Source organism: Oxalobacter vibrioformis, assembly GCF_027118995.1.
Taxonomy (GTDB): Bacteria; Pseudomonadota; Gammaproteobacteria; order Burkholderiales; family Burkholderiaceae_D; genus Oxalobacter; species Oxalobacter vibrioformis.
In genome coordinates, this window is record NZ_CP098242.1 from 832,372 (window position 1) to 859,044 (window position 26,673).

Sequence of the window (26,673 nt, forward strand, 5' to 3'; positions counted from 1 at the left end):
CATCATGCAATTGTTTTTATGGCGACACGCTGATGCCAGCCCCGGAACGCCCGACAGGGAAAGACCCTTGTCATCAGAAGGCCAGAAGGAAGCTGCGCTGACAGCACGATGGCTGAATGCCATCCTTCCGGCAGATCCGCTCATCCTGGTCAGCCCGGCCCTTCGCACCCGCCAGACAGCTGATGCCCTTGGACGCCGGTACGAAATCCATGGCAGCGTGGCAATCGGCTCCAGTCCGGAAGCGATTCTTTCCGCAGCAAACTGGCCGGCGAGTGAAAAAACCGTACTGGTTGTCAGCCACCAGCCTTTGCTGGGCTATCTGGCTTCTTTCCTTTTATGCGGACAACCGCAGGCATGGGATGTAGAAAAGAGCAATGTCTGGTGGTTTGATATCAGCGGGAAACTCCACGAAGAAACCCGGTTGAAAGCCGTTATTTCTCCCCTGCTTCTGGCTGACCGGCCATGGCCGCTTTCTTCTGGAACGGGACAGCATACGCCATTATGACCCAACCCTCTGAAAAAGCCTCCCGGTTTCGTTTTTTCCGGAATTTCCTTAACTGGCCGGATCTGGCCGTCGGCATTTCCATTGCCGGGCTACTGCTGCCCCAGGCGCTGGCATATTCCAGCATTGGCAATCTGCCCGCACAGGCAGGAATTATTGCACTCATCGCCGGACTGCTTTGCTACGGCCTTTTGGGTTCCAGCCGTTTTGCCCTGGTTTCCCCCACGTCTTCTTCCGCTGTTGTTCTGGCGGCGGCAACCGCCTCCCTGGCAGGTGGTAGCACCGCCCACAAACTGCTCATTGCCGGCGGGCTTGTCATTGCTGCCGGGGTGATTTTTCTGCTGGCGGCAGCAACCCGCATGGGAAGTATTACAGATTTTATCGCACGTCCTGTTTTGCGTGGTTTTACGTTTGGCCTGGCTATCGTCATTATCATCAAACAGATGGCGCCGGTTGTCGGCATCCAGTCACAATACGACAACCTGTTTTACTTCATGCTGGATCTGGCCTACCAGTTTGAACACTGGAACCAGCCCTGTATGGGTATCGCCATCCTGACTGTCGGCTGTCTTTTTTCTCTTGAAAAAATCAAAAACCTGCCCGGCGGCATTGTCGTGATCCTGCTGGGTATCATTGGCAGCCTGTTCATCGACTTGCCCTCTTATGGTGTTCCACTGGTCGGCTCCATCAGCATTGAAATGATGGAACTCAAAATCCCTGTGTTTTCACTGCGGGAATGGGTCAACCTGTTTGAACTGTCGCTGGCCATGGTATTCATCCTGTATGCGGAATCCTATGGCTCCATTCGCAGTTTTGCCATGAAACACGGTGACGCCATTGCGCCCAACCGGGACCTTTTTGCATTGGGAATTTCCAACCTGGTATCCGGCCTTTTTCAGGGCATGCCCGTCGGCGCAGGCTACTCTGCAACGGCAGCCAATGAGGCATATGGCGCAAAAACCCGCATGTCGGGCATCTTTTCCATGCTCATCACCCTGGTTGTCCTGGCAACCGCGCTGCCTTATATCGAGCGCATCCCGCAACCGGTCCTTGCGGGCATTGTCGTTTACACCATGCTCACGATTGTGAAGCTTTCCACATTCGAGGTGTATTTTGCCTGGAAAAACGATCGTCTGATTGCCATTGTCTCTATCCTGGCGGTGCTTTTCCTGGGCGTTTTGCAGGGATTGATTATCGCCGTTGGCATCAGCATCCTGATTATGCTCAGGCAGATTTCGGCCTCAACCGTATCCGAGCTGGGGCGTTTGGGGCAAAGTCATGATTTCGTCAGCATGACAGCTTTTCCGGAAGCGAGGCCGGTCTCGGGCGTCCTGATCATGCGCCCGGACCAGGGACTCTTTTTTGCCAATACCGAACGGATCCTGCAACAGGCGCGGCAGATACTGGCAACGCACACTGATCCGGTTCATACGGTGATCCTGAGCCTTGAGCTGACCAATGACATGGACACGACCAGCCTGGAAGCGCTTCAGGATTTCTTTACCTATGTCGCGGAACAGGAAAAAAGCCTGATTCTGGCTCGGCTGAAAGATCCGGTATATGGCATTTTGCAGTTTTCTCTCGGAAAAGAATTTCCGGACGTTTCCATGAGCCGACTCAGTGTCGAACGCGCTGTCCGGCTTGCCAGGGTAAAAAACCACCCGGAAAAGTCCTGACGATTTTCACTCAGGATTCACGAATCAGCAGGGATATCCCCCTATCCGCCCACCAGTCACGCTCCCTTCCCAGCCAATAGGACAACGTCTGATGCTGCTTGAGCCATTTCTCAGGCATCAGGATTTCAATCCGTTTTTTCATCCGGAATCCGACCGCATCCACCGCTTCACTGACCCGTGAATGCATGAAGATCACGGCCAGGCGGATCGCCAGCACCGCCTTGACGGCATCCGGATTATCAAATATCCCGTTGAGCTTGCGCAGATTACCCTTCTGGGCAAGAACCAGCTTACCCATCTGCTTTTGCTCGCGCGCCGTAAACCCCGCAAGATCGGCATTTTCCACCAGATAGGCACCATGCTTGTGGTAGTTGGAAGGCGAAACAAACATGCCGACTTCATGCATGAGCGCACTCCAGTGAAGAAGCTTTTTATACCTGTCCGAATCAGGGGCCATTTTTTCATAAAGCACGGTGGCCCAATCTGCCACGCGGGCAGCCCGCTTCCTGTCAGCCTTGTACCGCCGCATAAAACCCGAAACCGACTGTTCTCGCCTGTCATGCTCAGTGGACTGCAGGCACAGATCCCACATGATGCCCATACGTAAACCGGATTCAACTGGCACCATCACCGGCATTTTAAGGTCGGTCATCAGGACAATCATGATGGAAAGCCCCCCAACCACCGATGCCGCACGTTCCGGCCTGAGGCCGGGAAAGCCGAGCTGGCTGATTTTTCCTGCCCGGATCATCTGCAGGCGAAGCAGATCCAGATTTTTTGCCGTCAGCCTGCCGTCCCCGATCCCCATCGTGCTGATAAGCTCGGCAATGGCACGCATCGTGCCGGATGAGCCATAGGCCATCTTCCAGTGACGTTTATGGTAATAGGATTTGACATCTTCAAAATGACTGCGCGCCGAGAGAATCGCAGCATCAAAACCGGCAGCAGTGATCACCCCGCCAGGGAAAAAATCCAGGCTTTGGCCCACGGTTCCCACACTGAACGATTCCACCCTTTCAATGGCCTCTCCCCTGCCACGGATCATTTCGGTTGAACCCCCGCCAATATCAATCACCAGGCGTCTTTCATCCGGCCTGGCGAGCAGATTGTCCACCCCCAGATAAATAAGCCGGCCCTCTTCCTCACCGGAAATCACCTCAATCGGATAACCAAGGGCTGCTTCTGCCTGTACCAGAAAATCCGGCGCATTGACCGCGACCCGCAGCGTATTGGTGGCGACAGCACGAAGCACACTGATAGGATACGGTTTTAAAATAGAACTGAGGCTGCGCAACGCATCCAGACCGCCCTGTATTGCTGCATCAGTCAGGTGATTGTTTTTGTCCAGTCCGGCAGCCAGCCGGTTGGGCTCCCGGGCGGCCCTGATGACCCGGATAGCACCATCCACATATTCACCGATCTGCAGGCGAAAACTGTTGGACCCCAGGTCAATTGCGGAAAGCATGGTTTTGTTCTCCCAACCCTGATTGATTACCCCAGCATGGTATCAAGAACCATCATTAACGCAAACCCGACCAGAAGGCCGATCGTTGCAGGGGTCTGGTGCCCGTTGCGATGGGTTTCGGGAATCACTTCATGGGAAACAATAAAAATCATGGCGCCGCCGGCCAGTCCCAGGCCGACCGGATAGGAAATGGCCAGTCCGCTGGTGAGTCCGACACCGAGCAACGCACCAAAAAGCTCTGGAAGACCTGTCACTCCCGCCAGTAACACCGCACGAAGCCGTGAGATGCCCGCACTTCTCAAGGCAAGGGCAACCGCCAGCCCTTCGGGGATATCCTGCAAAATAATCGCAGTCGTCAGCGGCAGGCCGACATTCATGTCACCCCGCGAAAAGCTCACACCGATAGCCATGCCCTCCGGCAGATTATGCAGTGCAATGGCGAAAACAAAAAGCCATAACCGGTTTACCCGCTCGTGTCCGGGACCAAATGTTCCCAGGGTGGTGTGAAGATGTGGCGTAAATTGCTCCAGGCTCAACATCAGGAAAATCCCGAGCGCCATCCCGAAAACAACAACCCCGGCACTCATGACCCTGCTGCCCGTCATTTCCACCCCGGCCTGCAAACCTGGTAGCAGCAGGGAAAAAGCGCTCGCCGCCAGCATCATGCCTGCGGCAAATCCCAGCATGGTATCTTCAACGGGCTGCGGAATTTTTTTGATCAGCAAGGCGGGAAGGGCGCCCGCAGCCGTCATCACAAAAGCAACCGTGCCGCCAATCATCGCCAATTTGAGCGCCTGATCAAAAACCGGGTCGCCAATTTTCATCAGGCTGTGTATCAGCATGACGATAATCGCCGCAAACGATACGAACATACAGAGCGCTATCATCCAGTGTTTGCGGGCATGATGCCGCATCGCAGTCCGCCAGCTGCCGTTGATGACGGCTGACAGATGCGTTTTCTCTATGAAACTTTTGTTTTTTTCACCCACTGGCTGTTCGTCTCGTTTTGTTAGTCTTCAAATAACAGGCGGCTCATCAGGCCGGTTGAGGCAATATACCATTATTTCCCGCTTTGTCCCGTGAAAGGGATTCCCCCATATTTACTTATCCGCATCAATTTTACTCTTTAAATAAATGGGGTAATATTCAGGATTCAGTCCGGGCGCTTCACCTTGATACGTCATCTTGTGCCTGTGTGTCTTGTTATGCGTCATTCATTTTGATTAAGGAGAAGAACATGAAAATTCTGGTTACCGGCGGTTGTGGAAACATGGGCGTCCACGTCGTGAAATCGCTGGCGAAAAAAGGGCACCAGGTACGCGTTCTGGACAAGGATGAAGACGGCCTGAAAAAACTGGCCGGTGACAATATCGAAACGATACCCGGCAATATGGCTGACAAAGAGCTGGTCAGGCAGGCCGTCAATGGCGTTGACGCCGTCCTGCATCTGGCATGGAGCTTTTCCGAGGGTTTCATTGACCTGCTCGATATCGACATCAAGGCTTACCAGTATATTCTGGATGCCGCAGTGGAATATGGTGTCAAGGACATCATCAATGCAACAACAGCCGTTTCCTATGGCAAACCCGTAACCAATCCGGTTGATGAAACCCATCCCCACCTGGTCGAGCAATCCCGTAATCCCGCCTATGCCCTGGCCAAACTCATTACGGAAGAAATGAGCAAAATTTATACCGTGCAGCACGACATGGCGGTCAATAACGTCATGATCTGGTACGCCTACGGGGAAAGCATCGGGGGCCGCAATATCCGGGCAATGGCACGCGACGCCATTGAAAAAGGCGTCGTGGAAGTACCGGCAGGCAGTGGCGGTAATTTCCTGCAGTTGGATGACTTTGTCTCAGCCGTACTGGCTATCTTTGAAAAACGCCCGAAAGGCGAGCTTTTCAATCTGGGCAGCGTTTACCTGACCTGGGCGGAACTGGCACAACTCATCATCAATCATGCCAACCCCGAGGCAAAAGTAAACGCCGTACCCCATGACGAATGGAAAGGCAGCGCCTTTTTGGCGGATGACTGGCCCATCAGCACGAAAAAGGCCCAGGAAATGCTGCAATATCAGACCGGCCTGACACGTGAAAAAGCAATTGATGACCTGTCCAACGCATTGAAACAGTCAGTGGATGGTGTCAAGGCCACGCTCTGATTGATTATGCCGCTGACGCCACCCATCACCTATATCGAGCCGCTTTTCCGTCCGCCCAGTGAGGCGCGTTCGCTTATCCTGCAGATCACCAACGGATGCAGCTGGAGCCGGTGCTCGTATTGCGATATGTATACGCAGCCGCAAAAAAATTCAGCCTCAAACCGGAAGATGCGGTTTTGAAAGAAATCGAGTGGGCCGGACAGCACCTGTCCCGTGTGCGCCGTGTTTTTCTCGCGGACGGGGATGCACTGGTCCTGTCCACACGGCGCCTGCTGAACATTCTGCACGCTATCCGGGAACACCTGCCGCATGTCAGCCGCGTGGCATCTTACTGCCTTCCCCGCAACGTCGCCGGCAAATCGGATGAAGAACTGAAACAACTCCATAAAGCCGGCCTGGATCTTATCTACCTGGGTGCCGAATCCGGCGATGACTTTGTCCTGAAAAGCATCAACAAGGGTGAGACACAACAAAGCACCGTGGATGCGCTCAACCGGCTTGCAGATGCCGGTGTCAAACGCTCTGTCATGATTATCAACGGTCTCGGCGGCGAGCGTTTCAGTGAGCAGCATGCGCTCAACTCGGCAGCTCTCGCCAACCAGACCCAGCCGGAATTTCTGGCCTCGCTGGTGATCAACCTTCCCCATGGGGATGCACGTCACCAGAAAGCATTCGAAGGGCAGTTTGACTACATGCAGCAGCCTTCTCTTTTTCGGGAATTGCGCCAGTTTGTCAGTGCGCTGGAACTGAAATCCACCATTTTCAGAAGTGATCATGCCTCCAACCAATTGGTGCTGAAAGGCGTGCTGGGCAAGGATAAATCCCGGCTGATGGACCAGATCGATACGGCACTCAATGCCCCTCATGATGCCAACCTTCGCCCGGTCTGGATCAGGCCATTCTAAAAATTTATATTGGGATAAAATTATTAAATTGATTTCAACAAATCATTGACTGAGGCCTTAAGAACTTCCCACGAAGTTCTACAAGTGGCATTATCAAAATTTGCATTAGAAGTTATCTCAACCCAAGGGTGTACAACATTACGAGATTCGCGTAAAGCATGTCCAAATTTAGCTCTATCACTCTTCAGCCAGCCGACATCTACAGCAACCTCAATCAAAACATTAAGGCTCCAATTTTGAAGTGCGATGTCTTTTCCCGTTTTAGTGTCTTTTTGAGCTTTTGAAGATTTGTGAGCCGTTGCAGGATCCAGTTGAGCTCGAGCTAAGAGAAGAGCCTCCAAGATACTCCCCATCATAATAACCGCTGCTGTGTAGCATTCAACATGGACACATTTTTGTGCTTCACGCCATCTGCGAGTAATTACATCATTTAATAAGGGAAGCGTTGAAGTAAGCTTAGAAACATCTGGTGGTGACGTTATTATTTTTTTGGGTTTAATCGTTTCATTAGCTTCCAGAAAAGTTAGAGCACTTCGTATATGTCCAACAAGCGCTTCTAATCTAACTCTTCTGCTATTTTCTTGAAAGTTATGGTCTTCATCAAATCTAATTACAAAATTTTTAGGAAGCCCATCAACACTCTCAATAATGTGTCTCACATCTCTTACTTTTGAATCAACATCTCTTAGCCCAATGAATTTTTCAAATGCAACGGCACCTGAAGGTAGTCTAATTTCTGAGAGAATTCTTCGAAGCAAAGAAATCGCTTGAGCCTGTTCCATATTTATAAAAATTTATATTATCAGAACGGAATATCGTCATCCATGTCGGAAAGATTCGGTGCTCGGCTTGGCGCTGAACGCTGTGCATTACCGGAGGATTGCCTTGCTGATCCGCCCCTGTCTTCCACTGGCTCACCCTGCCCCGGACGGCTGCCCAGCATCTGCATCGTATCGGCAATGATTTCCGTCGCATACCGCTCGATACCTTCCTTGTCGGTATACTTCCGGGTTCTCAGCCGCCCTTCAATGTATACCTGCGATCCTTTTTTGAGATACTGCCCGGCAATCTCCGCCAGCTTGCCGAAAAATGACACCCGATGCCATTCTGTTGCCTCTTTCTGCTCACCGGAAGCCTTATCGCGCCAGCGATCGGTGGTTGCAACGGCAATACTGGTTACCTGCTCACCACTCGGCATATAACGATTTTCCGGATCACGTCCCAGATTGCCGACAATGATGACTTTGTTGATTGATGCCATAAGTTCTCCTGATGTTGATATTTTGCCTGTTTCTGATGTGCCTGGCGCCAAATGAAGTTCATTATGCCAGAAGTTTTGGCATGTGCATGTGGTTTGTTCTGCCTCTCTGCCAAAGTTTTGCAAATGCGCTATAGTATCAAATTAACCTGTATAAATAATCAGTTAACCAATAAAGATTTTCATCATGGAAGAACGCGGAATCATTCTTGTCAGAGGCGCCCGCACGCACAACCTGAAAAACATCAATCTGGACATCCCCCGAAACAAGCTCATTGTCATCACCGGCCTTTCAGGTTCCGGCAAGTCTTCGCTCGCCTTCGATACCCTCTATGCCGAGGGGCAACGGCGTTACGTTGAATCGCTCTCCGCTTATGCCCGGCAGTTTCTGCAATTGATGGAAAAACCGGATGTCGACCTGATAGAAGGATTGTCGCCTGCCATCGCGATTGACCAGAAAGCCGCCTCGCACAACCCGCGCTCGACCATCGGTACCGTTACCGAAATCTATGACTACCTGCGCCTCCTGTTCGCCCGCGTCGGGACGCCACACTGTCCGAACCATCCCGAAATCGTACTGGCGGCCCAGTCTGTCTCCCAGATGGTGGACGCTGTCATGGCACTGCCGGAAGGCACCCGGCTCATGATTCTTGCGCCTGTCGTCAACAATCGTAAAGGCGAGCATGTTGACCTCTTTGAACAGATGCAGGCACAGGGATTTGTCCGCTTCCGGGTACAGAGTGGCACCAAAAAAGCGGATGTCTTTGATATGGAAAGCATTCCCAAACTGAAAAAAAATGAAAAGCACACGATTGATGTCGTTGTCGACCGCGTGCGTATCAATCCGGAAATCAAGCAACGGCTGGCAGAAAGCTTTGAAACCGCGCTGCGGATGGCAGATGGCCAGGCACTTGCCGTAGACATGGATTCCGGTGAAGAACAGATTTTTTCCAGCCAGTTTGCCTGCCCCATCTGCGGATTTTCCCTGCATGAGCTGGAACCCCGCATTTTTTCCTTTAATAACCCGATGGGCGCCTGTCCGGAATGCGATGGCCTGGGTCATATCGAATTTTTTGACCCCAAGCGGGTTGTGCTCTTTCCAGGCCTTTCGCTTGCATCAGGCGCCGTCAAGGGATGGGACCGGCGCAACCAGTTTTACTTCCAGATGCTGCAAAGCCTGGCAGCCTATTACGATTTCGACATTGACACGCCATTTGAGGAATTGCCCGAAAATGTTCGTGATGTGGTGCTTTTTGGCTCAGGCAGAGAAAAAATTCCGTTTACCTATATCAATGAAAGAGGCCGTCCCTGGCTGCGTGAGCACACCTTTGAAGGCATCATTAACAACCTGCAGCGTCGCTATCGTGAAACGGACTCAATGGCGGTACGCGAAGACCTGGCCAAACTGATCAATGAAAAAGAGTGTCCGTCGTGTCATGGCGCCCGGCTCCGTACTGAGGCCCGTTTTGTGACGGTCGGTAATGACGGGCAGGAGCGGGCCATCCATGAAATCACGCGCCTGCCACTGAATGAAACGCTGCATTATTTTGAAACACTGGCCCTAACCGGCGCCAAAAAGGAAATTGCGGCACGGATTGTGAGCGAAATCATTTCCCGGCTGCATTTTCTGAATAATGTCGGGCTGGACTACCTCGCATTGAACCGGGGAGCAGATACCCTCTCTGGCGGCGAATCCCAGCGTATCCGCCTGGCCTCGCAGATTGGCAGTGGCTTAACGGGTGTCATGTATGTGCTGGATGAGCCCTCCATCGGCCTTCACCAGCGGGATAATGACCGCCTCATAGCCACGCTCAAGCACCTGCGGGATATTGGCAATACCGTCCTTGTTGTTGAACATGATGAAGATGCGATCCGCACAGCCGATCACATCATTGACATGGGGGTCGGTGCCGGGGTTCATGGCGGCAATGTCGTTGTGCAGGGCGCGCCGGAATCGATCCTGCAATCCAAAACATCCCTGACGGCAAAATACCTGAATGGCGAACTCTCGATCCCGGTTCCCAAAAAACGCATCCGCCAGGATAAAAAAAGCCAACTGGTGATAAAGGGCGCCAGTGGAAACAACCTGAAAGACATCACCTTCAAACTGCCTGTCGGACTGCTGACCTGTGTGACCGGTGTTTCCGGTTCCGGCAAATCCACGCTGGTAAATGACACCCTGTATGCCGCAGTCTCCCAGCATCTTTTCGGATCACAGACAGAACCGGCGCCTTTTGAATCGATCAGCGGACTGGAACATTTTGACAAGGTTATCGCCGTTAATCAGGCACCCATCGGGCGAACCCCGCGTTCCAATCCGGCTACCTATACCGGGCTTTTCACCCCGGTACGCGAACTCTTCTCCAATGTGCCCGCCTCTCGTGAGAGAGGATATACGCCAGGGCGATTCTCCTTCAACGTCAAGGGCGGCCGCTGCGAAGCCTGTCAGGGTGATGGTGTCATCAAGGTGGAAATGCACTTTCTGCCTGATATCTACGTGCCCTGCGATGTCTGCCATGGCAAACGCTATAACCGCGAAACGCTGGAAATCAACTATCGGGATAAAAACATCTCTGAGGTGCTTGGCATGACAGTGGAAGAGGCTTTCGAGTTTTTCAAAGCGGTTCCGATGGTCGCCAGACGGCTGCAGACCCTTCTGGATGTGGGATTGGGCTATATCCGCCTCGGTCAAAGCGCCACAACGCTTTCCGGTGGTGAGGCACAGCGCGTCAAACTGTCCCTTGAGTTGTCCAAACGGGATACTGGCCGCACCCTTTATATTCTGGATGAACCAACCACCGGACTGCACTTCCATGATATTGACCTGCTCCTGAAAGTCATCCATCGGCTGCGCGACCAGGGCAACACCGTTGTCATCATTGAACACAATCTGGATGTGATCAAGACAGCCGATTGGATTGTGGATCTGGGACCGGAAGGCGGTGAGGGCGGAGGCCGTATTATCGCGACCGGCACACCCGAAGAACTCGCGAAAAACCCGGACAGTATTACCGGACACTATCTGGCGCCCATGCTGGGCAGGAAGAAAAAATAAACCGCTTATTTGAGCAGACGCTCTTCGGTCAGGGTAATCCCTTCAGACGTGCCACGAAGCACCAGCACGTCATCCGCCTCGATTTTCATGTCGGCGTAGGTTTCCAGCTTTTCCTTGCCGCGGCGTACCATGGTGACCTCGACATTGGAGGATGGTAACCCGAGATCGCGTAGCGTCTGTCCCACTGCATGGGATTCTGGGGGTATCCGTAATGAATGCAGGCGACGGTAGGTATCTTCATCCACCAGGCTGGCATCCGATTCGCCATGGAAATATTCCCTGAGTGAGACATAACGCTCCATCCGTGCCTCTTGGGTGCGGCGCATCACCCGGCGAATGGGAATGCCAGCCGCCAAAAGCGCATGCGAGGTCAGCACCAGGCTACTCTCAATAGCCTCAGGCACAATCTCGTCAGCACCACCTTCCTTCAGGCGCTCAAAATCTGTGTCATCATGACTGCGGACAATCACCGGCAATGACGGCGCCAACTCCTTGGCGTAATGCATGATTGTCAGTGCAGCATGGGTATTGGCAAACGTGATGACCAGTGAAGACGCACGATGAATACCTGCCGCAATCAGGCTCTCACGCCTTGTCGCATCCGCATATGACACATGCTCACCAGCGGCTTCGGCTCTTCTGACACGCTCCAGATCCAGGTCAAGCGCGTGATAGGCGATTTTTTCATCACTCAAAAGCCTGGCGACACTTTGCCCTGTCCGGCCAAAACCGGCAATCACGACGTGTTGCTTGGTTCCCATGGTACTGCTGGCCAGTTGGGTCAATGCTAAAGACTGCAGCATCCACTCATTGGCGGAAAATTTCATGACAACCCGGTCAGACGGAGCAATGATGAATGGCGCGGTAAGCATCGACAGCACCATAGATGCCAGAAGCACCTGAACCAGCCAGGGTTCCAGCATGTTGAGCCCACCCACCTGATTCAACAGAACAAAGCCGAATTCACCCACCTGAGCAAGCGCCAGCCCTGTGCGGATGCTGACACCTCTTGAAGCACCAAACATTTTGGTCAGCCAGGCGATCAGGACAAACTTGACGACAAAAAGTGCGATGATAAGCAGCAGGATTGCCCACCAGTGGGCAATCACCAGCCGGACGTTCAACAACATGCCTATCGTGATGAAATACAGCCCTAAAAGGACATCACGAAATGATTTGATATCAGCCTCAACCTCATGCTTGTATCGCGTCTCTGAGATCAGCATGCCAGCCATGAACGCACCCAATTCCAGTGAGAGACCAAAATGCTCCGTTATCCATGCCGCACCCAGCGTGATAAGCAACAGGTTGAGCATGAAAAGTTCCTGGGACTTTCTCCGTGCAACAAGGCTCAGCCATTTGCTCATCAGCTTCTGCCCGAAAAAGAGAATCGTTGCCATGACCAGGATGGCCTTGCCTAACGCCAAGCCGATCACCATCCAGATATTGCCCGGATTGTTTGCCAGGGTAGGCACTAAAATGAGCAGAACAACAACGGCCAGATCCTGGAAAAGCAAAATGCCGATAATCCGTCGGCCATGCTCGCTTTCCAGTTCGAGTTTCTCAGCCAGCATCTTGGAGACGATCGCGGTTGAAGACATGGCAATGGCACCACCCAATGCCAGCGCAGCATGCCAGCTGATATCAATGGCGGAAAAGAGATACGTGCACCCGAGACAGATCGCCATAGTGACCGCTATAGTGGTAACCACCTGACTTAGCCCGAGCCCGAAGACAAGTCGCCGCATGGCATAAAGCTGGGGCAGGGAAAACTCCAGCCCAATGGAGAACATCAGAAAGACAACGCCATATTCGGCAAGACCACTGAGCGATTCGGCATCACTGACCAGCCGGGTCGAATGCGGCCCGATGATGATACCGACGGTGAGATAACCCAGAATCGGGGGCAACTGAAGAATACGAAACACCACGACGCCAAGAACGGCGGCACCAAGCATCAGGATGACAAACGAAAGTGATGATTGCATAAGGTGTTATCGGGTCAAAAACAACCATTTTCCCGAGTTGATATTCCCCTTGTTTAATTTAATTTGCATGAACATCAGGTAACACTAGAGTATACAAAGAAAAGTTCTTGTTTTTCCATATGTAATTCAAGCTTCTTTCAATTCTTTTTATCGGGATAACACCTCACTCCCTTTTTTTATGCTATTTCACAGCCAGCACATGGCCAAACACTTTTCTGTATCCTTTTGTTAATGTCGGGATTCTTGCCTGAATGAATTCGTTTATACTGCTGACATGTCTGCAAATACTCAAAAAAAACCACCAGCTTTTGATGCCAAACGCGCATTGAATCTCGCTGCCGAAACACTGGAAATCGAAACTGCCGCACTGGACAGTCTGAAAAAACGGCTGGCTGGCGAAGATGCCGACCATTTTGAAAAAGCAACCGCCATGCTGCTGGATTGTACCGGTCGCATCGTTGTCTCTGGAATCGGCAAATCCGGCCATGTTGCCCGCAAAATCGCGGCAACTTTTGCTTCAACCGGTTCTCCTGCCATGTTTGTCCATCCAGCTGAAGCACTGCATGGCGACTTGGGCATGATCACCCAGGACGATGTCTTTATTGCCATTTCTTACTCCGGCGAGGCCGCCGAACTGATGTCAATCTGCCCCCTCATCAAGCGGATGGGAGCTAGGATGATTGCGATGACCGGAAAGGAATATTCCGGGCTGGCGCAATTATCCGATATTCATCTGAGCATCCAGGTGGAAAAAGAAGCCTGTCCGCTCAACCTGGCCCCGACAGCCAGCACGACCACAACCATGGCCTTGGGTGATGCACTGGCAGTTGCCGTGCTCGACGCACGGGGTTTTCGTGAAGATGACTTTGCCCGCTCGCATCCTGGTGGCGCACTGGGACGCCGCCTGTTAACGCTGGTAAGTGATGTGATGCGAAGCGGTGATGCGGTTCCGGCGGTGACATCCGATACCCCCCTTCGTGAAGCCCTTTTCGAGATCACGAAAAAAGGGATGGCGATGACCGCTGTTGTGGATGAAAACCACCAGGCCATCGGTGTCTTTACTGATGGCGATTTACGCCGTCTTCTGGAAACCGTGCAGGATTTTGCCAATATCCCCATCTCTGATGTCATGTCACGCAATCCAAGAACGATCGGCCCGGGGCAGCTCGCCGCAGAAGCCATCAGCATCATGGAACAACACCGGATCAATCAGTTGCTCGTAGCTGATACAGAAGGAAAACTGATTGGTGCCGTGCATATCCATGACCTTACCCAGGCCAAGGTGATCTGATGCCCGACAAACCATTTAGCAAAGCCCGCCAGGTCAGGCTGATGATATTTGATGTGGATGGCATACTGACCGACGGCAAACTCGTCTTTGGTTCCGATGGTGAAGCGCTCAAGATCTTTCATGTCCTGGACGGGCACGGTATCAAGCTTCTGCAACAATCCGGCATACAAACCGCTATTATCAGTGCTCGCAAATCCGATATGGTCATGCGCCGCGCTGAAGACCTGGGCATCGGACATGTCCAGCTCGGCATACAGGACAAACTGTCGGCATTTACCATGCTGTTGAGCAAAACCGGCATGACAGCTGCCCATTGCGGCTATATTGGCGATGATGTCATTGACCTGCCCATCCTGACCCGTGCCGGTTTTTCTGCCAGCGTGCCAAACGGGCATATCGAGGTTCGTTCACGAGTGGATTATGTGACAGAAGCAACGGGTGGCAATGGTGCTGTTCGTGAAGTCTGTGACCTGATTTTGCAGGCGCAGGATAAATATGCTGCGCTGATGGAGTCTTATCTGAAATGAGTGCGCGTTCTGCACGCCGATTCCGGCTGACAGCGATTTTTGCTTTTGCCGCCGTACTGGCTGTCGGCAGTGCATGGGTCAATATGGTGCTGAAAAGAAGCTCAGCAGATGAAAAAGCGGGAGTGGTACGGGAAGATCCTGACTACTATATGGACAATTTCCGTCACTTCACCTTAAAGCTTACCGGTGAGGCAGACTTCGAACTTACCGGAAAGAAAATGACACACTACCCGGATAATGACAGTTATCTGATCAATTTCCCGGTCATGGAATCTCTTGATGAACGGCAGCGTCCGCAGATCACTTATTCCGACTGGGCCTTTATTGAAGACGTAAACAGTAAAATCCACATGCATGAAAATGTGGTTGTTATCCGTCCGCCAACAGGGGATACGGAAGCTTTCCGGATGACCACCGAATATCTGCTGGTGCTGCCGGATGAAGACATCATGCGCACAGACAGGGAAGTCATCGCCTACCAGGGAAGCGCAACCATGACAGGAATCGGGATGGAATCCAATAATGCCACGCGCGAGCTCTTCCTGTTAAGCCGGGCAAAAGTTGTGTATCCGCCTGCTAACCAGAAAAAATAACCGGATGATCAGCCCATGCGACGCCTTTTCCTATTTTTAATCCTTGCCTTGAGTCTGCCGCTTTCCGTTTATGCGGAAAGAGCAGACAGAGACAAGCCAACTGAAATCGAAGCAGACCAGATGGTTGCCGATGATGTAAAGCAGGTAACGGTTTTTACCGGCAATGTCATCATGACGCAAGGATCCCGGGTTGCCAAAGCCGCCAAGGTTGTGCTTGTCCAGGATCCGCAGGGTTATCAGTACACAACGCTTTATGCCGGTCCGGGAGGACTGGCCTCACTGCGTGAAAAACGGGATGGGGGTCCGAATCTGTGGACAGAAGGCTATGGTGAGCGAATTGAATATGATAACAAAACCGAGACCATCAAATTTTTTACCCACGCCAACCTGAAACGCCTGGATGGAAAAACCCTAACAGATGATATCAAAGGGGAATACATTTCCTATGACAGCAAAAGCGAGTTTTACCGTGTACACAACACCTCGGATGGCAAGTCAGCGCCAGGAGCAGGACGCGTAAAGGCGGTCATCGAGCCACGTGAAAAGAAGGCACCATAAATGAATGTGAACAGGCTGGTTGTTCAGGGACTGCAAAAAACATACGGCAAGCGTACGGTTGTCCATGATGTCTCGCTGGAAGTCAAAAGCGGGGAGGTAGTGGGATTGCTCGGCCCCAATGGTGCTGGCAAAACCACATCGTTTTATATGATTGTCGGCCTGGTACCCTCTGATGCCGGCACGATCGACCTGGATGGGGAAGATATCTCTCACCTTCCCATTCACCGCAGAGCCGCGATGGGCCTTTCCTACCTGCCGCAGGAAGCTTCCGTTTTCCGCAAGCTGAATGTTCAAGACAATATTCGCGCCGTGCTGGAACTCCAGCACAAGGATGGGCAACCGTTTTCAAAATATGAAATAGAAACCCGGCTTGATGCGTTACTGGCTGAGCTCCAGATTGAAAAGCTGCGGGAAAACTCCGCCTCTTCCCTTTCCGGTGGTGAAAGACGCCGTGTTGAAATCGCCCGTGCTTTGGCAACAGACCCACAGTTCATTCTGCTGGATGAACCCTTTGCCGGTATTGATCCGATTGCCGTCATTGAAATTCAGCGTATTGTGCGCTTTTTGAAAGAACGGGGAATCGGGGTGCTGATCACGGACCACAATGTGCGTGAAACGCTCGGCATCTGTGATCATGCCTACATCATCAATCAGGGCACCGTTTTAGCCAAGGGTCATCCGGAAGAAATCATCATGGATGAATCTGTCCGGCGGGTCTACCTGGGAGAAAACTTCCGGCTGTAAAGACAAGAGCGCATGAAACTGAAACAGCAATCCCGCCTTACACAGCAACTTGCGCTCACTCCCCGTCTACAGCGCGCCATCCGGCTTTTACAGCTGTCAGCCACCAGCCTCAACCTGGAAATTGAAAAGGCGCTGGAAGATAATCCGTTTCTGGAACGCGTGGACAACCTGCTGGACAGTGCACTGCATCTCACCGCGGATGACACACTTATCAGCAACGAATCTGCCGCAAATCGGGTAACAATTGATAGCGAAGCGCCGGCTGATGGGTCTCTGGACTTCCGGAGCCCGTCCCATACCGCACAGGTTCCTAATAATGACGATATGGCTTCCCCGATGGAAGCCCCATCCCCTTCTCTGCGAGAGCATCTGACAACCCAGATACACATGCGTTTGAATGAGCAGCGTCAGTTGGCTCTGGCTGAGCTGATTATTGATGCGCTGGATGAAAACGGCTTCCTCATTGAGACGCTTGACGAGATGCTTGAGTGGCTACCTGAAGCGCTCAATATCCAGCGGTCCGAGCTGGAAACGGCCTTAAGGCAAGTGCAGGATCTCGAGCCTCCCGGCATTGCGGCAAGAAACAGCGTCGAATGCCTCGCTATCCAGTTGAAAAAACTGCCGGGACTGCCTTATGTCACGCGTAAAAGAGCCATTACGATTGTTGAAAATCATCTGCCTCTTTTGGCCCGACGGGATTTTTCCCGGCTGAAGAAGCTGCTGGATTGCGATGATGAAGATCTGACAGATGCCCGAAAAGCCATCCATTCCTGTGATCCGCATCCTGCAGCATCCTTTTCTGCTGAAAAAGCCCATACCCTGGTGCCGGAACTGCTGGCCTTTTATCAGGATGGCCAGTGGCAAATCGGACTGAATCCGGCAGCCCTGCCAAAGATCCGCATCAGCTCCCTGTATGCCGACATCATGAAAAATGCGGAAAACCGCCAAACCATGAATACACAGTTACAGGAAGCAAACTGGTTTATCCGCAACCTGCAGCAGCGTTATGAGACCATTCTCAAAACAGGACAGGCCATTGCGGAAAGACAGCAGCCGTTCTTTTCTGATGGCCCCATATCGATGAGGCCACTTGTATTGCACGAAATAGCTGATACACTAGAACTGCACGAGAGCACGATTTCCCGTGTGACAAACCAGAAATACATGCACACGCCGCATGGTATAGTTGAACTGAAGTCCTTTTTCGGAAGCCATCTGACAACGGAATCAGGCAACACCGTTTCATCAACAGCCATTCGGGAACGAATCCGGCAACTTATAGGAGCAGAAGACCAGAAAAAACCCTTATCAGACAACCGAATCGCACAGATACTGGGAGAACAGGGATTGGTGATTGCCCGTCGAACCGTCGCGAAATACCGCGAAACCCTGAAAATTCCTTCCGCTCATATGCGAAAGTCTCTGTCTCTGTAACTTCCATTGGCAGAGCAAAAAACATCACCCGAATGCTGTTTTAACAGGTGATAACTGATGACAATCTTTAGGAGAAACTTATGAATCTCACGATCAGTGGACATCATCTCGAAGTAACACCGGCCATCCGCAGTCATGTAGAAAACAAGCTGAACCGGATGAAACGGAATTTTGACAACGTGATCGACATCTCTGTCCTGTTGGCTGTGGACAATAATTCAGACAAGGACAAGAGACAACGGGCAGAGATCAAAATGAACATAAGTGGCAAGACGATACATGCAGAAAGTGCTGCACAGGATCTGTATGCTGCGATTGATATTCTGATGGATAAACTGGATCGGCAGATTGTGAAACACAAAACAAAATCAAAAGAACATGGACGTGAGTCCGTGAAAAATCTGCCAAGCGACTTGCCGTCCTGATCCCTGCATCAGGTCAATCAGCAAGAAGGCGCATCACGTTGCGCCTTTTTTGATGCCGGTTTTATTTTCCCTTATCGCTCCATGCCTGATACGGATTACGCATCAGGTTGGTATTGTAGTAGTGAGGGTCTTCCGTTACTTCCCGCCCCACCCAGTCCGGCAGGTCAAATGTCTGATCCACAGCCTCCAGCTCGATTTCCGCAATGACAAGCCCGGCATTTTCCCCAAAAAATTCATCGACTTCCCATATCATGCCGTCATGAGGAATCCGGTAACGAACCTTTTCAATAAGGGGCCTGACACAAAGGTTCTCCAGCATCTCCTGTGCATCTTCGAGCGGAATCGGATATTCCCATTCGTTCCTGAATAACCCGTCTGTACTGCTTTTGATGGTAACAAAGGCTTGCTGGTTCATGACCCGGATACGCACCACACGATCATGATCCGCTGACAGGTATCCCTGCCGGATGGTGTCTCCCTTTACCCTGTTTTTCCACCCGTCATTCGCCAGCAAAAACTTGCGTTCAATCTCTACTCCCATTGCCATTGCCCTTATCAATCGAAAAGCTTTTATACCATATCGTGCCGGTCCATCAAACCCATTCAATAAAGCGTGTTTTCCCTCCTGAAAAGAGCAGGTCCTTCCCCTGATATTTCTTTCTTTTCCCCTATGAAGGAGCATGAAAGCTTCAGTAACAACTGGTATAATAAAGAGATGTCGGGGCGTAGCGCAGCCTGGTAGCGTACTTGCATGGGGTGCAAGGGGTCGTGTGTTCGAATCACACCGTCCCGACCAATAAAATCAAAGGGTTACAGATTTTACGCTGTAACCCTTTTTCTTTGGCTGGTGCTTTGGTAGCACTTTTGGTAGCACTTTTTTATGCGGGTTTATCGTTTCCGCTGTGCGCGCTGCGCCGCCCTCTCCTTTTTCCTTTCGATTCGACGAAGCCGGTTTCCCTCGTTCATCCATTCCACATGCCGCCGGCCTGCCTGAAACGAGAAAAATTCGGGTGACGTGTGCGAATAAGGATTTTCGATGGTTGTATCAAACGCCTCGTTATACTCACAGCGACAATGTTCCTCGCTCCCCCCTCAAACCCGTCCTGCCAGATTTTTGACAGGAATTCGCATGACGTATGCGGATTTGCCGATGAAAACAGTCCGTGACGCGGCGCCCGGTATCCCGCCAGCCAGACCATTTTTTCATTGAATCCCTCCCAGAATGCGGTGGATTCAATGGATTTAAAAGGGTATGGGCAAATCGGCATTTCTGACCCCTTACAAAAAATCGCGGGGTAGAGCGCCTCGGCGGCCAGGTGGCCGCGCTCGTTTGCTCGGTGAAGTTGTTGTTTTAAATGCATTTTTTTCTCCGTAAGTTTATGCTGCTTCTGCTTGTGCTTCTGCGGCCTTTTTGGCGTCGGCCCTGCCAAGCGAATACGTTTCCATTTCCCTGACCGACCAGCTGTAAATCCCGGGTGGACGCGGTGTCGGGCTTTCGTACCCGTCGCGGTAGGCGCGGGTGAGGGTGAAACCAAGGTAGAACATCGCGGCTTTCTCGCCATCACCTTCGTTGCCGCGGTGTGGGTTTTGCATTTCACCGGGCTTGAGCGCGGCGCGCACTCCCTCGAAATAGGCCGCCTTCCTCTTTTCCGTGCAGTCAGCATATTGATAAATATAGTTTTCGGCCGCCGGCAGGATTTCTTGGAGCCTCGGGAATGCGAAAATTCGGGTGCTAATGGTGGTAGTATTCATGGTTGTTTCCTTCATTTTGAGTAAGTAAAATCATCCTTTGCGGCTGTCTCTTTTTGTGGAGCAGCCGTTTTTTCTTGGGTTTTCGCTGGTTCTTTGACCTCCTTCTCTGTTGGTTTTTTCTCGATTGTTTCAGCCGTTTTCTCGTTCGCAAGTCTCGCCTTTTCGAATTCATCTCGCGGCGTGAAATCGTGGGTGGTTTCTTTTTGTCGGCTCTGCGCCATGGCGTCCAAGGTCTCCCGCATGGCCTCCAGCCGCATTTCATTTGCATCCCTGACGCGCAGGTCAGCAATACCGTTGTCGATCAAATATTGCTTTGCTGAATAGAAAGATTCGCGGGCAGATTCCGGCAACTCCTGCCCCTGTCTGGCCGCTGCCCGCTCTGCTTTTTCGATCAGTTCAGGAGTCGGCTGCGCCTGTTTTTCCATCTCCCTGATCGTGTGGCTGGTAAAAACAAATGTTGTTTCCTCCCTCGCCCGGCTGGCCTGGACATACGCCATCTCGCGGCTGGTTTGCGCCGAGGAAAAGACCGTCGCCCTTTCCAGCGTTGCGCCCTGTGCTTTATGTGTGGTGGATGCATACCCGTGCTTGATTTCGATGCTTGAAGGGTCAACCGTTTGCTGCCGGCCGTCTCTCTCGATCAAAATCTGGCCGTTTTCAGCGTGGGCACGGACGGTGGCCGTATCGGCTTTCAGCGCGCCCGACTCTTTATGCTTTTCATTGAAAATGATGCGATCACCGACCGCCAGGGACAGCGGCTGGGCGTCTTTCCCGATTTGATATTCTTTCTCCCTGCCCAGTTCGCCCTGCTCTTTCAGGTTCTCGCGGATTTTGGAGTTAATGTCATCAACTTGCTTATTGGTGCTAGCAAGGCAGATCGTGTTATTTGCACCAACCTTCGCACGATCCGAGAGGTAGCTCTCTGCGCATTTTTCAACGGCCGCCCTGTACGTTGCCTCGACGCAAACATTGCCTTTCTCCACATAAAATTTCATGGCTTCTGCTGCTTCGCCTCTCGACATTTGCGTGACGGCTTGCTTGTGTTCGGCCTCTCTTTGCCGCATGTTCGTGTCCAGTCGTTCATACCCGCACTGCTCCGCGACGCGCGAAAACATCCCCCCGGCGGCAACGCTCGGAAGCTGTTTGTTGTCGCCGAGATAAACCAGCTTCGCCCCTGCTTGGTCCGCCGCCTTTTGCAGCGCGGCCGCGTTCAGGCTGCCGACCATCCCGGCCTCGTCGAGCAAAATCACGGTTTTGCTATCGATTTTTTGCGGGTTGTTTTCAATGTCGATAAGCAACCTGTCGATGGTTTGAGAACGGATGCCGCTGCTCTCTTGCAGCCCCCTGGCGGCTTTATTGCTTGGGGCTGCGCCGAGCACAGTAAAACCTTCCGACTCGAATGCTTTTTTTACAACCTCGCTCATCGTTGACTTCCCGGTGCCGGCGTCGCCGATGATCAGCCCGACGCCATCCCTGCCGTGCGCGATATGCTCGATTGATCGCAGTTGATCGTCCGTCAGTTCGAACCCTTTCCGCTGCTGATATTCAGCAACCGCCTGGCGAACGGTTTCAGCCGGCAGCACATGCTTTCCCTCGCCCATCCGCACGAGCGAATTGTTCAAGACAAACCGCTCAGCTTCGAGAATTTCGCGGGTGGTGTATTTGATTTCTTCGCGGTCGATGGTGCGACCGTCACGGCTCTGGAAAGAGGTGTCGCGCACCATTTCAATAGCCTGACTTTTCATTTCTGCGACGACTTTTTCGATCTGCGCCTTGCCGCCGGCACTGTCGAGCGATTGCCTCGCGGCGGACAAGTACAAATCTTTTTCAGTCACCAGACTATCAAGCTCGGTTGCGCCCTTCAGGCCCGTGTCGGCCAGGCCTGCAGGGTCAACATCAGGCCGAACAATTTCAGGGCCTGACTGCACGTTTTCGGTGGTGAAATTGTGCTCCTTGGCCTCGGCTTGCCACCGCTGACGGAGCTCATGGGCGTCATGGTTTTTTTGTTTTGCCTCCCGCGTGCCCAGGGCGGCAACTTCGGCCGCTCGGGCTGACGTTGCCCCGCGTTTTTCAAGCTCGGTTTCGATTGCGGCGCGTCTGCTCGACCAGGCGTCGCAGAGTGATTCAGGGACAACGCTTAACTTGATGAATTCGTCACCATCCTTTGATGTGGTGTAACCAATTTTTTCGAGGCCGCGCGCTAGTTCTGATTGGTAGACTGTGCCTGCAACTTTTTGCCATTGGTAAAGGTAGCGCGACTCAATTGCACCGACCGTGCCATCAGCGCGGATTGAGGCATTGAAAATAAAGTTGTGGGTGTGCAATTGTGGTTCAACCGCGCGGCTGGTGAAGTGGTCGAAACTCGCAATGATGATCTCAGCTTTTTCGTGGACAACACTGCCGGCGCCGGTCCGCGTGTACGCGGCTTTTTCTTGAACTATATCAAGTGCAGCCGCCACCGCATTTTTGTGCGCGGCCTCGATTTTTTCCCTATCGCTGTCGCTCGCAACCGCCCAGGCAGCGCTCACACTTTTCGGCGCCGACAGCGTGCAATCCCAGCCGGCTCGACGGTTATCTGCGCCGGCATTTTGGGTCATGGCTTCACCAGTTTTTGGATCGAACCCGCGCACCATTTGCCGGAAATCTTCGGCGGCAACTTCTCCTGACAACCCGAGTTTTTCCGCCCCTGCGCCATGCCATTCGCCGGCTCCTTCACGCGAATAATATTCCTCGATTTTGCCGCTGCGTTCTTGCATGTGGAGGTAGTAATGTTCCGCGCCGGCTGCCGATTTTTGAGAAATTGACATCATTGAAATTCTCCTTTTAGGACCCTCTCACCTATTGAATTTGACATGCTGTTTTTGTCGCGCGCGGCCTCGATCCCGCCCGATTGCAAGCAGTAAAAATTGAGAGAAAGCAGATGAAAAATTTGGTGAAAAATCTTCCTAGCCTCCGCGGCCGACAGCGCGTCAGCGCTGGCCTGACTTTCAGTTGCCGGTGCCGCTGGCCGTGCAGAAAAAACTTCTGTTTTGATGCGCTCGATGAGCTCATCCTGTCCGGCCTGGTCGGCTGCTTTTGCGGCCGCCAGACGGATGAGGAAGCGCACTTTTTCCGCTTGGCTTTTGCCTGGCAGCGCATCAAAAATTTCGGCTTCCTGTCGGCCCAACCGAGCGGTAACTTTCACTGAATTTTTATTGATTGCCATCTGCTTGACCTCCCAACTTTTTTAGCGCCTGGCGGATTTCGTCGGGCGACTTTTCGAGCAGGCCGATGCCTCGCGCGGCGGCGATGAGCGCGTCCAGCCTTGCCCTCTCTTCCGCTGCCTTCTCATGTTTCTTTGTGGCAACAAGCTGCTGCTGCAACGCCTTGATTTTTGTTTCGATTGCGTCTGATTTTTTGATTTGCTTTTTCATGATTTTTTCCTTTCGTGTTAATTGAGTTTTGTCGACAGACCGAAAACCAGCACTGGCGCGGGTTTCCGGCTGATTTGAGGTTTGCCGTGTCGGCATTTTGTCGGCACAGCGCAAAACCAACAGCCATGCGGCTCTGCGGCTGATTTCGGTATGCCATGTGCTGCACCGAAGGAGCGTGGTGTGTGGAGAGAATCGACCAGAGATTTGACGGAGCTAAAAATTGCGATTTCGTGGAAGATGCTGACCGATTTTGGAGCAGGGTGAGCGATAAATTTTTGACAGGGATTGATGGATGAGAAGGAGGTGAGGATGTAATGGATGGGATGGTTGTCCATCCCATCCATTACCTTGCCGGACTGCCGTCCGGCCTTGCTCGCAGGAACCGATTCCAGACGCGCTGACGCGCGGGAAATGTGGGCCGCAGCTTCGCTGCAACCCAAACTAAAAAACCTCCCCAGGGTCGTTTTAATGGCTTGCATCGCGCTCTTCATTTTTACTTTCCCCGCTCAATCCGCGGCAGCAAATGCAGCCGCCTTTTTCTTCGCGATGAAGGGCTCGGTCACTGCCGGAAAGTCAACGCGACGCAGCTGGATCGCGCACAGAGGGAAGTCACCACGAATTTTTAAAACGCCATGAAGATCGGCGAAATTTTGAATCTGGCTCGGCAGCAAAATCTGCGTCTGCGTGACCTGCTGGCTGCGGTTTTCGCTGCTCCCTTTTTCGCCGTGGGCACTGGAAATATTTGTCCGCAAAATTTCCTGTTGACCGACCATGCGGCTCAACTGTTCCGCGGTCTCGCTATCATTCGATCGTAGGATTGTCCACGTGCCAAGACAGCTTAAAAGTGACTGCGCATCTTCCCTACCGTAGCAGCTACGCAGTTGGCTCATACTCTGAAAACCAAGCTGCATCACCGATCCAAATTTGCGCCCGAGCGCGGCGAGCTGGAGCAAGCTCGGCATGGGCGGAAGGGTGGAAAATTCGTCGAGATAATAGACAATCCGGCGATCCAGATTCGATGACATGGACAGGTGGCAACTGATCGCCGTCTCAAGAAGATAACTGTACAAACCTTTTAGCAGCGGGAGCTGATCGTTGCGTACTGAAAAGAACAACCACGACCGGTCATTGTCGTCCTCCATCCAGCGGCGGATTGAAAATCCTGACTGGTCAACGTCACCGTCCAGGGTTCGCAAGACTTGGCCCGCCTGCGAGATAATTGACCGCAAGGAAGCCGACATTTTTTCCTCACCGCCCAGGAGTGTCGCAGCCGGCCTGCCGCCTACCAAAGCGACTTGTTCGGCCTTCGTCATTGTGGTCAGCGCCCCGAGCAAATCACGATTAGTTTTCTTGCCGCTCTCGATCAATGCCCCAGCCAGGTCGGCGATGCATGTGCGCGCGCTATCGCTCCAAAATTTATCGTTCGTGTCTGCCGAGACGAGCGCCTGTGCGAGCCTCGCGGGGTCCACCATTTCGTCCGTCAGATCGGAAAAAATCGAGATTGGCGCAGCCCGCGAATCGAGCGGGTTCATTATTCGATCACCTCCTCGATAAAAGCGGGAAAGCGACTCCCCCCCGAGGTCAAAAACAATCGCTTTCACCTCCTCCCGATCCTGCGACATATTGCGAAAAATGGCAGTCGATTTACCGCTGCCAGGGCTCCCCACATAACAAAAACCTTGCGCCTCGGCTGACGCGGGAATAGTGACGCCGCCAATGCTGTATCGCCCCTTCCCGGCCGTGGCCCGAGCGATTTTTCCTGGGTCCTCGATCTGCGCCCCACGGCGGAAAACGTCACCACTTTTCTTGCTGAAGAACGCGTCTTTCAGACAACCGAAAAGGCCAAAGCAAAAGAATAAAACGTAAATTCCAACGCCCGCCCCCCAGCCCGCTTGCCCGCCGAAAAGTGCGGCAATTAAAGTGAACGCGAGCAGTGCAAAAACGGTGGGGAATGTGATTAGATTGCGGCCCCAATTCGAGAGCCACAGCGTTTCAAATACCGCCCCTTTTACCTCTGATAGAGATTGTTTTGTTTCATCTTTCATGCCTAACTCCAAATCTCCGATATGTATAAAAACCTGCAAAAATAATGAACACCACCGCCCCCGCTGCCCAGGGAACTTTTTTCATCATCACCCACTCCATCGCGAGCCGCTCCTGGTGCGCCACGGGCATCGATCCGTACTGGCCGGGTAGCCACTTATCTACCCGGACCGGCAGCCGGTGGCCTGGCGGCCAGATCATCACCGTGTCGCCCAGCCCCCAGCCGGTTGCCAGCGTGGCCGTGAGCGCGGAAATTTTCCAGCTCGCGCTCTGGCCGGGCAGAAGCGAGTGAGGTCGGGTGTAATGCCACAACAACCCGCCCCATCCCATCGCCACAAGGAGTATGAACATGACGATTCCCCTGCCGATCACGACGCCCCATTCCGATCGCTGTTTCGCCGCCTTCATCGCATGCACTCCCGTTTGCTCGCGTTGAGCAGCGCGACCACAGCGAACGCGAGGGGCACCGCGACCAGTGGCGTTGTTAATAGCATCTCGAACTGCTGCAACCACACTTCATATTCCGAGCAATCCAATCGGCAATTCAGAAACCAGTCCACCAGCTCCCCCGCCGTCGTCACCACTTGCTCACCACTCTCTCTCATCACCAGATCCGGCCTCATTTCCGTCCAGCCAAGGCCGATTTTTTGATAAAAAAGTGCGGTTAAAAATTCACCCTTGAGGCGCGCCGAAAACCCGAAATTTGAGCTGGTGAGGACATCGAAGACCGCCGCCATCAAAATCGCGAGCCACGCCACTCCCCAGCACCCTAGGAATTTTTGCCAGTTTTTTTGAATCGTTTCTTTCGCATTTTTCATATTTTCTTCCTTAAAAATTGAGTGATTTTTTACTGCCCGTTCTGCTTCTTTTTTACTCTGCG

At 52.5% G+C, this 26,673-nt stretch carries 26 protein-coding genes and 1 tRNA gene; 13 read left to right on the forward strand and 14 right to left on the reverse strand.

The genetic code is table 11. The features are described 5' to 3' along the window. Positions 1 to 4: 4 nt before the first annotated feature. Both NB640_RS04145 and NB640_RS04150 read left to right on the forward strand, forming a co-directional pair. Positions 5 to 505, forward strand: a complete 501-nt coding sequence (locus NB640_RS04145) for a SixA phosphatase family protein (protein WP_269309909.1) — start codon at positions 5 to 7, stop codon at positions 503 to 505. Next, a complete protein-coding gene (locus NB640_RS04150; protein ID WP_269309910.1) occupies positions 502 to 2,178 on the forward strand; it encodes a SulP family inorganic anion transporter in 1,677 nt (558 codons plus the stop codon). The genes NB640_RS04145 and NB640_RS04150 overlap by 4 nt, the downstream gene beginning before the upstream one ends. Positions 2,179 to 2,188: 10 nt before the next feature. On the opposite strand, the gene NB640_RS04155 is transcribed toward NB640_RS04150, so the two are convergent. Then, complete coding sequence (locus NB640_RS04155; RefSeq protein ID WP_269309911.1) at positions 2,189 to 3,643, reverse strand: Ppx/GppA phosphatase family protein; 1,455 nt, start codon at positions 3,641 to 3,643, stop codon at positions 2,189 to 2,191. A 26-nt stretch (positions 3,644 to 3,669) separates the two neighbouring features. Continuing rightward, the gene (locus NB640_RS04160; protein ID WP_408637941.1) at positions 3,670 to 4,557 is read right to left on the reverse strand and encodes a ZIP family metal transporter; all 888 of its coding nucleotides are present in this window, start codon (positions 4,555 to 4,557) and stop codon (positions 3,670 to 3,672) included. A 323-nt stretch (positions 4,558 to 4,880) separates the two neighbouring features. On the opposite strand from NB640_RS04160, the gene NB640_RS04165 reads away from it, so the two are divergent. Together NB640_RS04165 and NB640_RS04170 are read left to right on the forward strand one after the other, a co-directional pair. Continuing rightward, the gene (locus NB640_RS04165) at positions 4,881 to 5,810 is read left to right on the forward strand and encodes an NAD-dependent epimerase/dehydratase family protein (RefSeq protein ID WP_269309913.1); all 930 of its coding nucleotides are present in this window, start codon (positions 4,881 to 4,883) and stop codon (positions 5,808 to 5,810) included. Positions 5,811 to 5,905: 95 nt separating this feature from the next. After that, positions 5,906 to 6,715, forward strand: a complete 810-nt coding sequence (locus tag NB640_RS04170) for a radical SAM protein (protein ID WP_269309914.1) — start codon at positions 5,906 to 5,908, stop codon at positions 6,713 to 6,715. A gap of 23 nt (positions 6,716 to 6,738) precedes the next feature. On the opposite strand, the gene NB640_RS04175 is transcribed toward NB640_RS04170, so the two are convergent. After that, the gene (locus NB640_RS04175; RefSeq protein ID WP_269309915.1) at positions 6,739 to 7,497 is read right to left on the reverse strand and encodes a hypothetical protein; all 759 of its coding nucleotides are present in this window, start codon (positions 7,495 to 7,497) and stop codon (positions 6,739 to 6,741) included. A gap of 20 nt (positions 7,498 to 7,517) precedes the next feature. After that, positions 7,518 to 7,976, reverse strand: coding sequence for a single-stranded DNA-binding protein (ssb, locus tag NB640_RS04180; RefSeq protein WP_269309916.1), 459 nt, complete (start codon positions 7,974 to 7,976; stop codon positions 7,518 to 7,520). A gap of 184 nt (positions 7,977 to 8,160) precedes the next feature. On the opposite strand from ssb, the gene uvrA reads away from it, so the two are divergent. Continuing rightward, complete coding sequence (gene uvrA / locus NB640_RS04185; RefSeq protein WP_269309917.1) at positions 8,161 to 11,028, forward strand: excinuclease ABC subunit UvrA; 2,868 nt, start codon at positions 8,161 to 8,163, stop codon at positions 11,026 to 11,028. A gap of 5 nt (positions 11,029 to 11,033) precedes the next feature. Here uvrA and NB640_RS04190 read toward each other — a convergent pair whose 3' ends face one another. Next, positions 11,034 to 13,016 carry a monovalent cation:proton antiporter family protein gene (locus NB640_RS04190; protein ID WP_269309918.1) on the reverse strand — a complete coding sequence of 661 codons (1,983 nt, stop codon included), beginning with the start codon at positions 13,014 to 13,016 and terminating at the stop codon, positions 11,034 to 11,036. 274 nt (positions 13,017 to 13,290) lie between these two features. Between NB640_RS04190 and NB640_RS04195 the strand changes: the two genes are divergently transcribed. The 7 genes from NB640_RS04195 (at position 13,291) to hpf (ending at position 18,588) form a co-directional block, all read left to right on the forward strand. Continuing rightward, positions 13,291 to 14,307: a KpsF/GutQ family sugar-phosphate isomerase gene (locus NB640_RS04195; RefSeq protein ID WP_269309919.1), complete on the forward strand. Its 1,017-nt coding sequence runs from the start codon at positions 13,291 to 13,293 to the stop codon at positions 14,305 to 14,307. Then, positions 14,307 to 14,834: a KdsC family phosphatase gene (locus NB640_RS04200; protein WP_269309920.1), complete on the forward strand. Its 528-nt coding sequence runs from the start codon at positions 14,307 to 14,309 to the stop codon at positions 14,832 to 14,834. Before NB640_RS04195 ends, NB640_RS04200 begins: the two co-directional genes overlap by 1 nt. Then, entirely contained in the window at positions 14,831 to 15,427 is a 597-nt protein-coding gene (gene lptC / locus NB640_RS04205; protein WP_269309921.1) for an LPS export ABC transporter periplasmic protein LptC, read from the forward strand. The genes NB640_RS04200 and lptC overlap by 4 nt, the downstream gene beginning before the upstream one ends. 15 nt (positions 15,428 to 15,442) lie before the next feature. After that, a complete protein-coding gene (gene lptA / locus NB640_RS04210; protein WP_269309922.1) occupies positions 15,443 to 15,985 on the forward strand; it encodes a lipopolysaccharide transport periplasmic protein LptA in 543 nt (180 codons plus the stop codon). After that, the gene (gene lptB / locus NB640_RS04215; protein ID WP_269309924.1) at positions 15,986 to 16,729 is read left to right on the forward strand and encodes an LPS export ABC transporter ATP-binding protein; all 744 of its coding nucleotides are present in this window, start codon (positions 15,986 to 15,988) and stop codon (positions 16,727 to 16,729) included. It begins immediately after the preceding gene. Positions 16,730 to 16,741: 12 nt separating this feature from the next. Beyond that, positions 16,742 to 18,163: an RNA polymerase factor sigma-54 gene (gene rpoN, locus NB640_RS04220; protein ID WP_269309925.1), complete on the forward strand. Its 1,422-nt coding sequence runs from the start codon at positions 16,742 to 16,744 to the stop codon at positions 18,161 to 18,163. Positions 18,164 to 18,243: 80 nt separating this feature from the next. Next, positions 18,244 to 18,588, forward strand: coding sequence for a ribosome hibernation-promoting factor, HPF/YfiA family (gene hpf, locus NB640_RS04225; protein ID WP_269309926.1), 345 nt, complete (start codon positions 18,244 to 18,246; stop codon positions 18,586 to 18,588). Positions 18,589 to 18,649: 61 nt separating this feature from the next. Here the strand turns inward: hpf and NB640_RS04230 are convergent, their stop codons facing one another. Beyond that, positions 18,650 to 19,129 (reverse strand): CYTH domain-containing protein, encoded by a 480-nt coding sequence (locus NB640_RS04230; RefSeq protein WP_269309927.1) that lies wholly within the window; start codon positions 19,127 to 19,129, stop codon positions 18,650 to 18,652. Between the two features lie 178 nt (positions 19,130 to 19,307). Between NB640_RS04230 and NB640_RS04235 the strand changes: the two genes are divergently transcribed. Continuing rightward, positions 19,308 to 19,384, forward strand: a tRNA-Pro gene (locus NB640_RS04235). 581 nt (positions 19,385 to 19,965) lie between these two features. On the opposite strand, the gene NB640_RS04240 is transcribed toward NB640_RS04235, so the two are convergent. Genes NB640_RS04240 through NB640_RS04275 form a run of 8 tightly spaced genes read right to left on the reverse strand, consistent with a single transcriptional unit; the run spans position 19,966 to position 26,611 of the window. Then, positions 19,966 to 20,340 carry a hypothetical protein gene (locus NB640_RS04240; RefSeq protein WP_269309928.1) on the reverse strand — a complete coding sequence of 125 codons (375 nt, stop codon included), beginning with the start codon at positions 20,338 to 20,340 and terminating at the stop codon, positions 19,966 to 19,968. Positions 20,341 to 20,351: 11 nt separating this feature from the next. Then, complete coding sequence (mobF, locus tag NB640_RS04245) at positions 20,352 to 23,147, reverse strand: MobF family relaxase (RefSeq protein ID WP_269309929.1); 2,796 nt, start codon at positions 23,145 to 23,147, stop codon at positions 20,352 to 20,354. Next, entirely contained in the window at positions 23,144 to 23,542 is a 399-nt protein-coding gene (locus NB640_RS04250; protein WP_269309930.1) for a hypothetical protein, read from the reverse strand. Before NB640_RS04250 ends, mobF begins: the two co-directional genes overlap by 4 nt. Further along, complete coding sequence (locus NB640_RS04255; protein ID WP_269309931.1) at positions 23,529 to 23,750, reverse strand: hypothetical protein; 222 nt, start codon at positions 23,748 to 23,750, stop codon at positions 23,529 to 23,531. The genes NB640_RS04250 and NB640_RS04255 overlap by 14 nt, the downstream gene beginning before the upstream one ends. A gap of 17 nt (positions 23,751 to 23,767) precedes the next feature. Then, the gene (locus NB640_RS04260) at positions 23,768 to 24,241 is read right to left on the reverse strand and encodes a hypothetical protein (protein WP_269309932.1); all 474 of its coding nucleotides are present in this window, start codon (positions 24,239 to 24,241) and stop codon (positions 23,768 to 23,770) included. 15 nt (positions 24,242 to 24,256) lie between these two features. Then, a complete protein-coding gene (locus NB640_RS04265) occupies positions 24,257 to 25,795 on the reverse strand; it encodes a type IV secretion system DNA-binding domain-containing protein (protein WP_269309933.1) in 1,539 nt (512 codons plus the stop codon). Further along, a complete protein-coding gene (locus NB640_RS04270) occupies positions 25,785 to 26,201 on the reverse strand; it encodes a hypothetical protein (RefSeq protein WP_269309934.1) in 417 nt (138 codons plus the stop codon). The genes NB640_RS04265 and NB640_RS04270 overlap by 11 nt, the downstream gene beginning before the upstream one ends. Beyond that, on the reverse strand, positions 26,198 to 26,611 hold the full coding sequence (locus NB640_RS04275) for a hypothetical protein (RefSeq protein WP_269309935.1): 414 nt from the start codon (positions 26,609 to 26,611) through the stop codon (positions 26,198 to 26,200). The genes NB640_RS04270 and NB640_RS04275 overlap by 4 nt, the downstream gene beginning before the upstream one ends. Positions 26,612 to 26,673 lie beyond the last annotated feature (62 nt).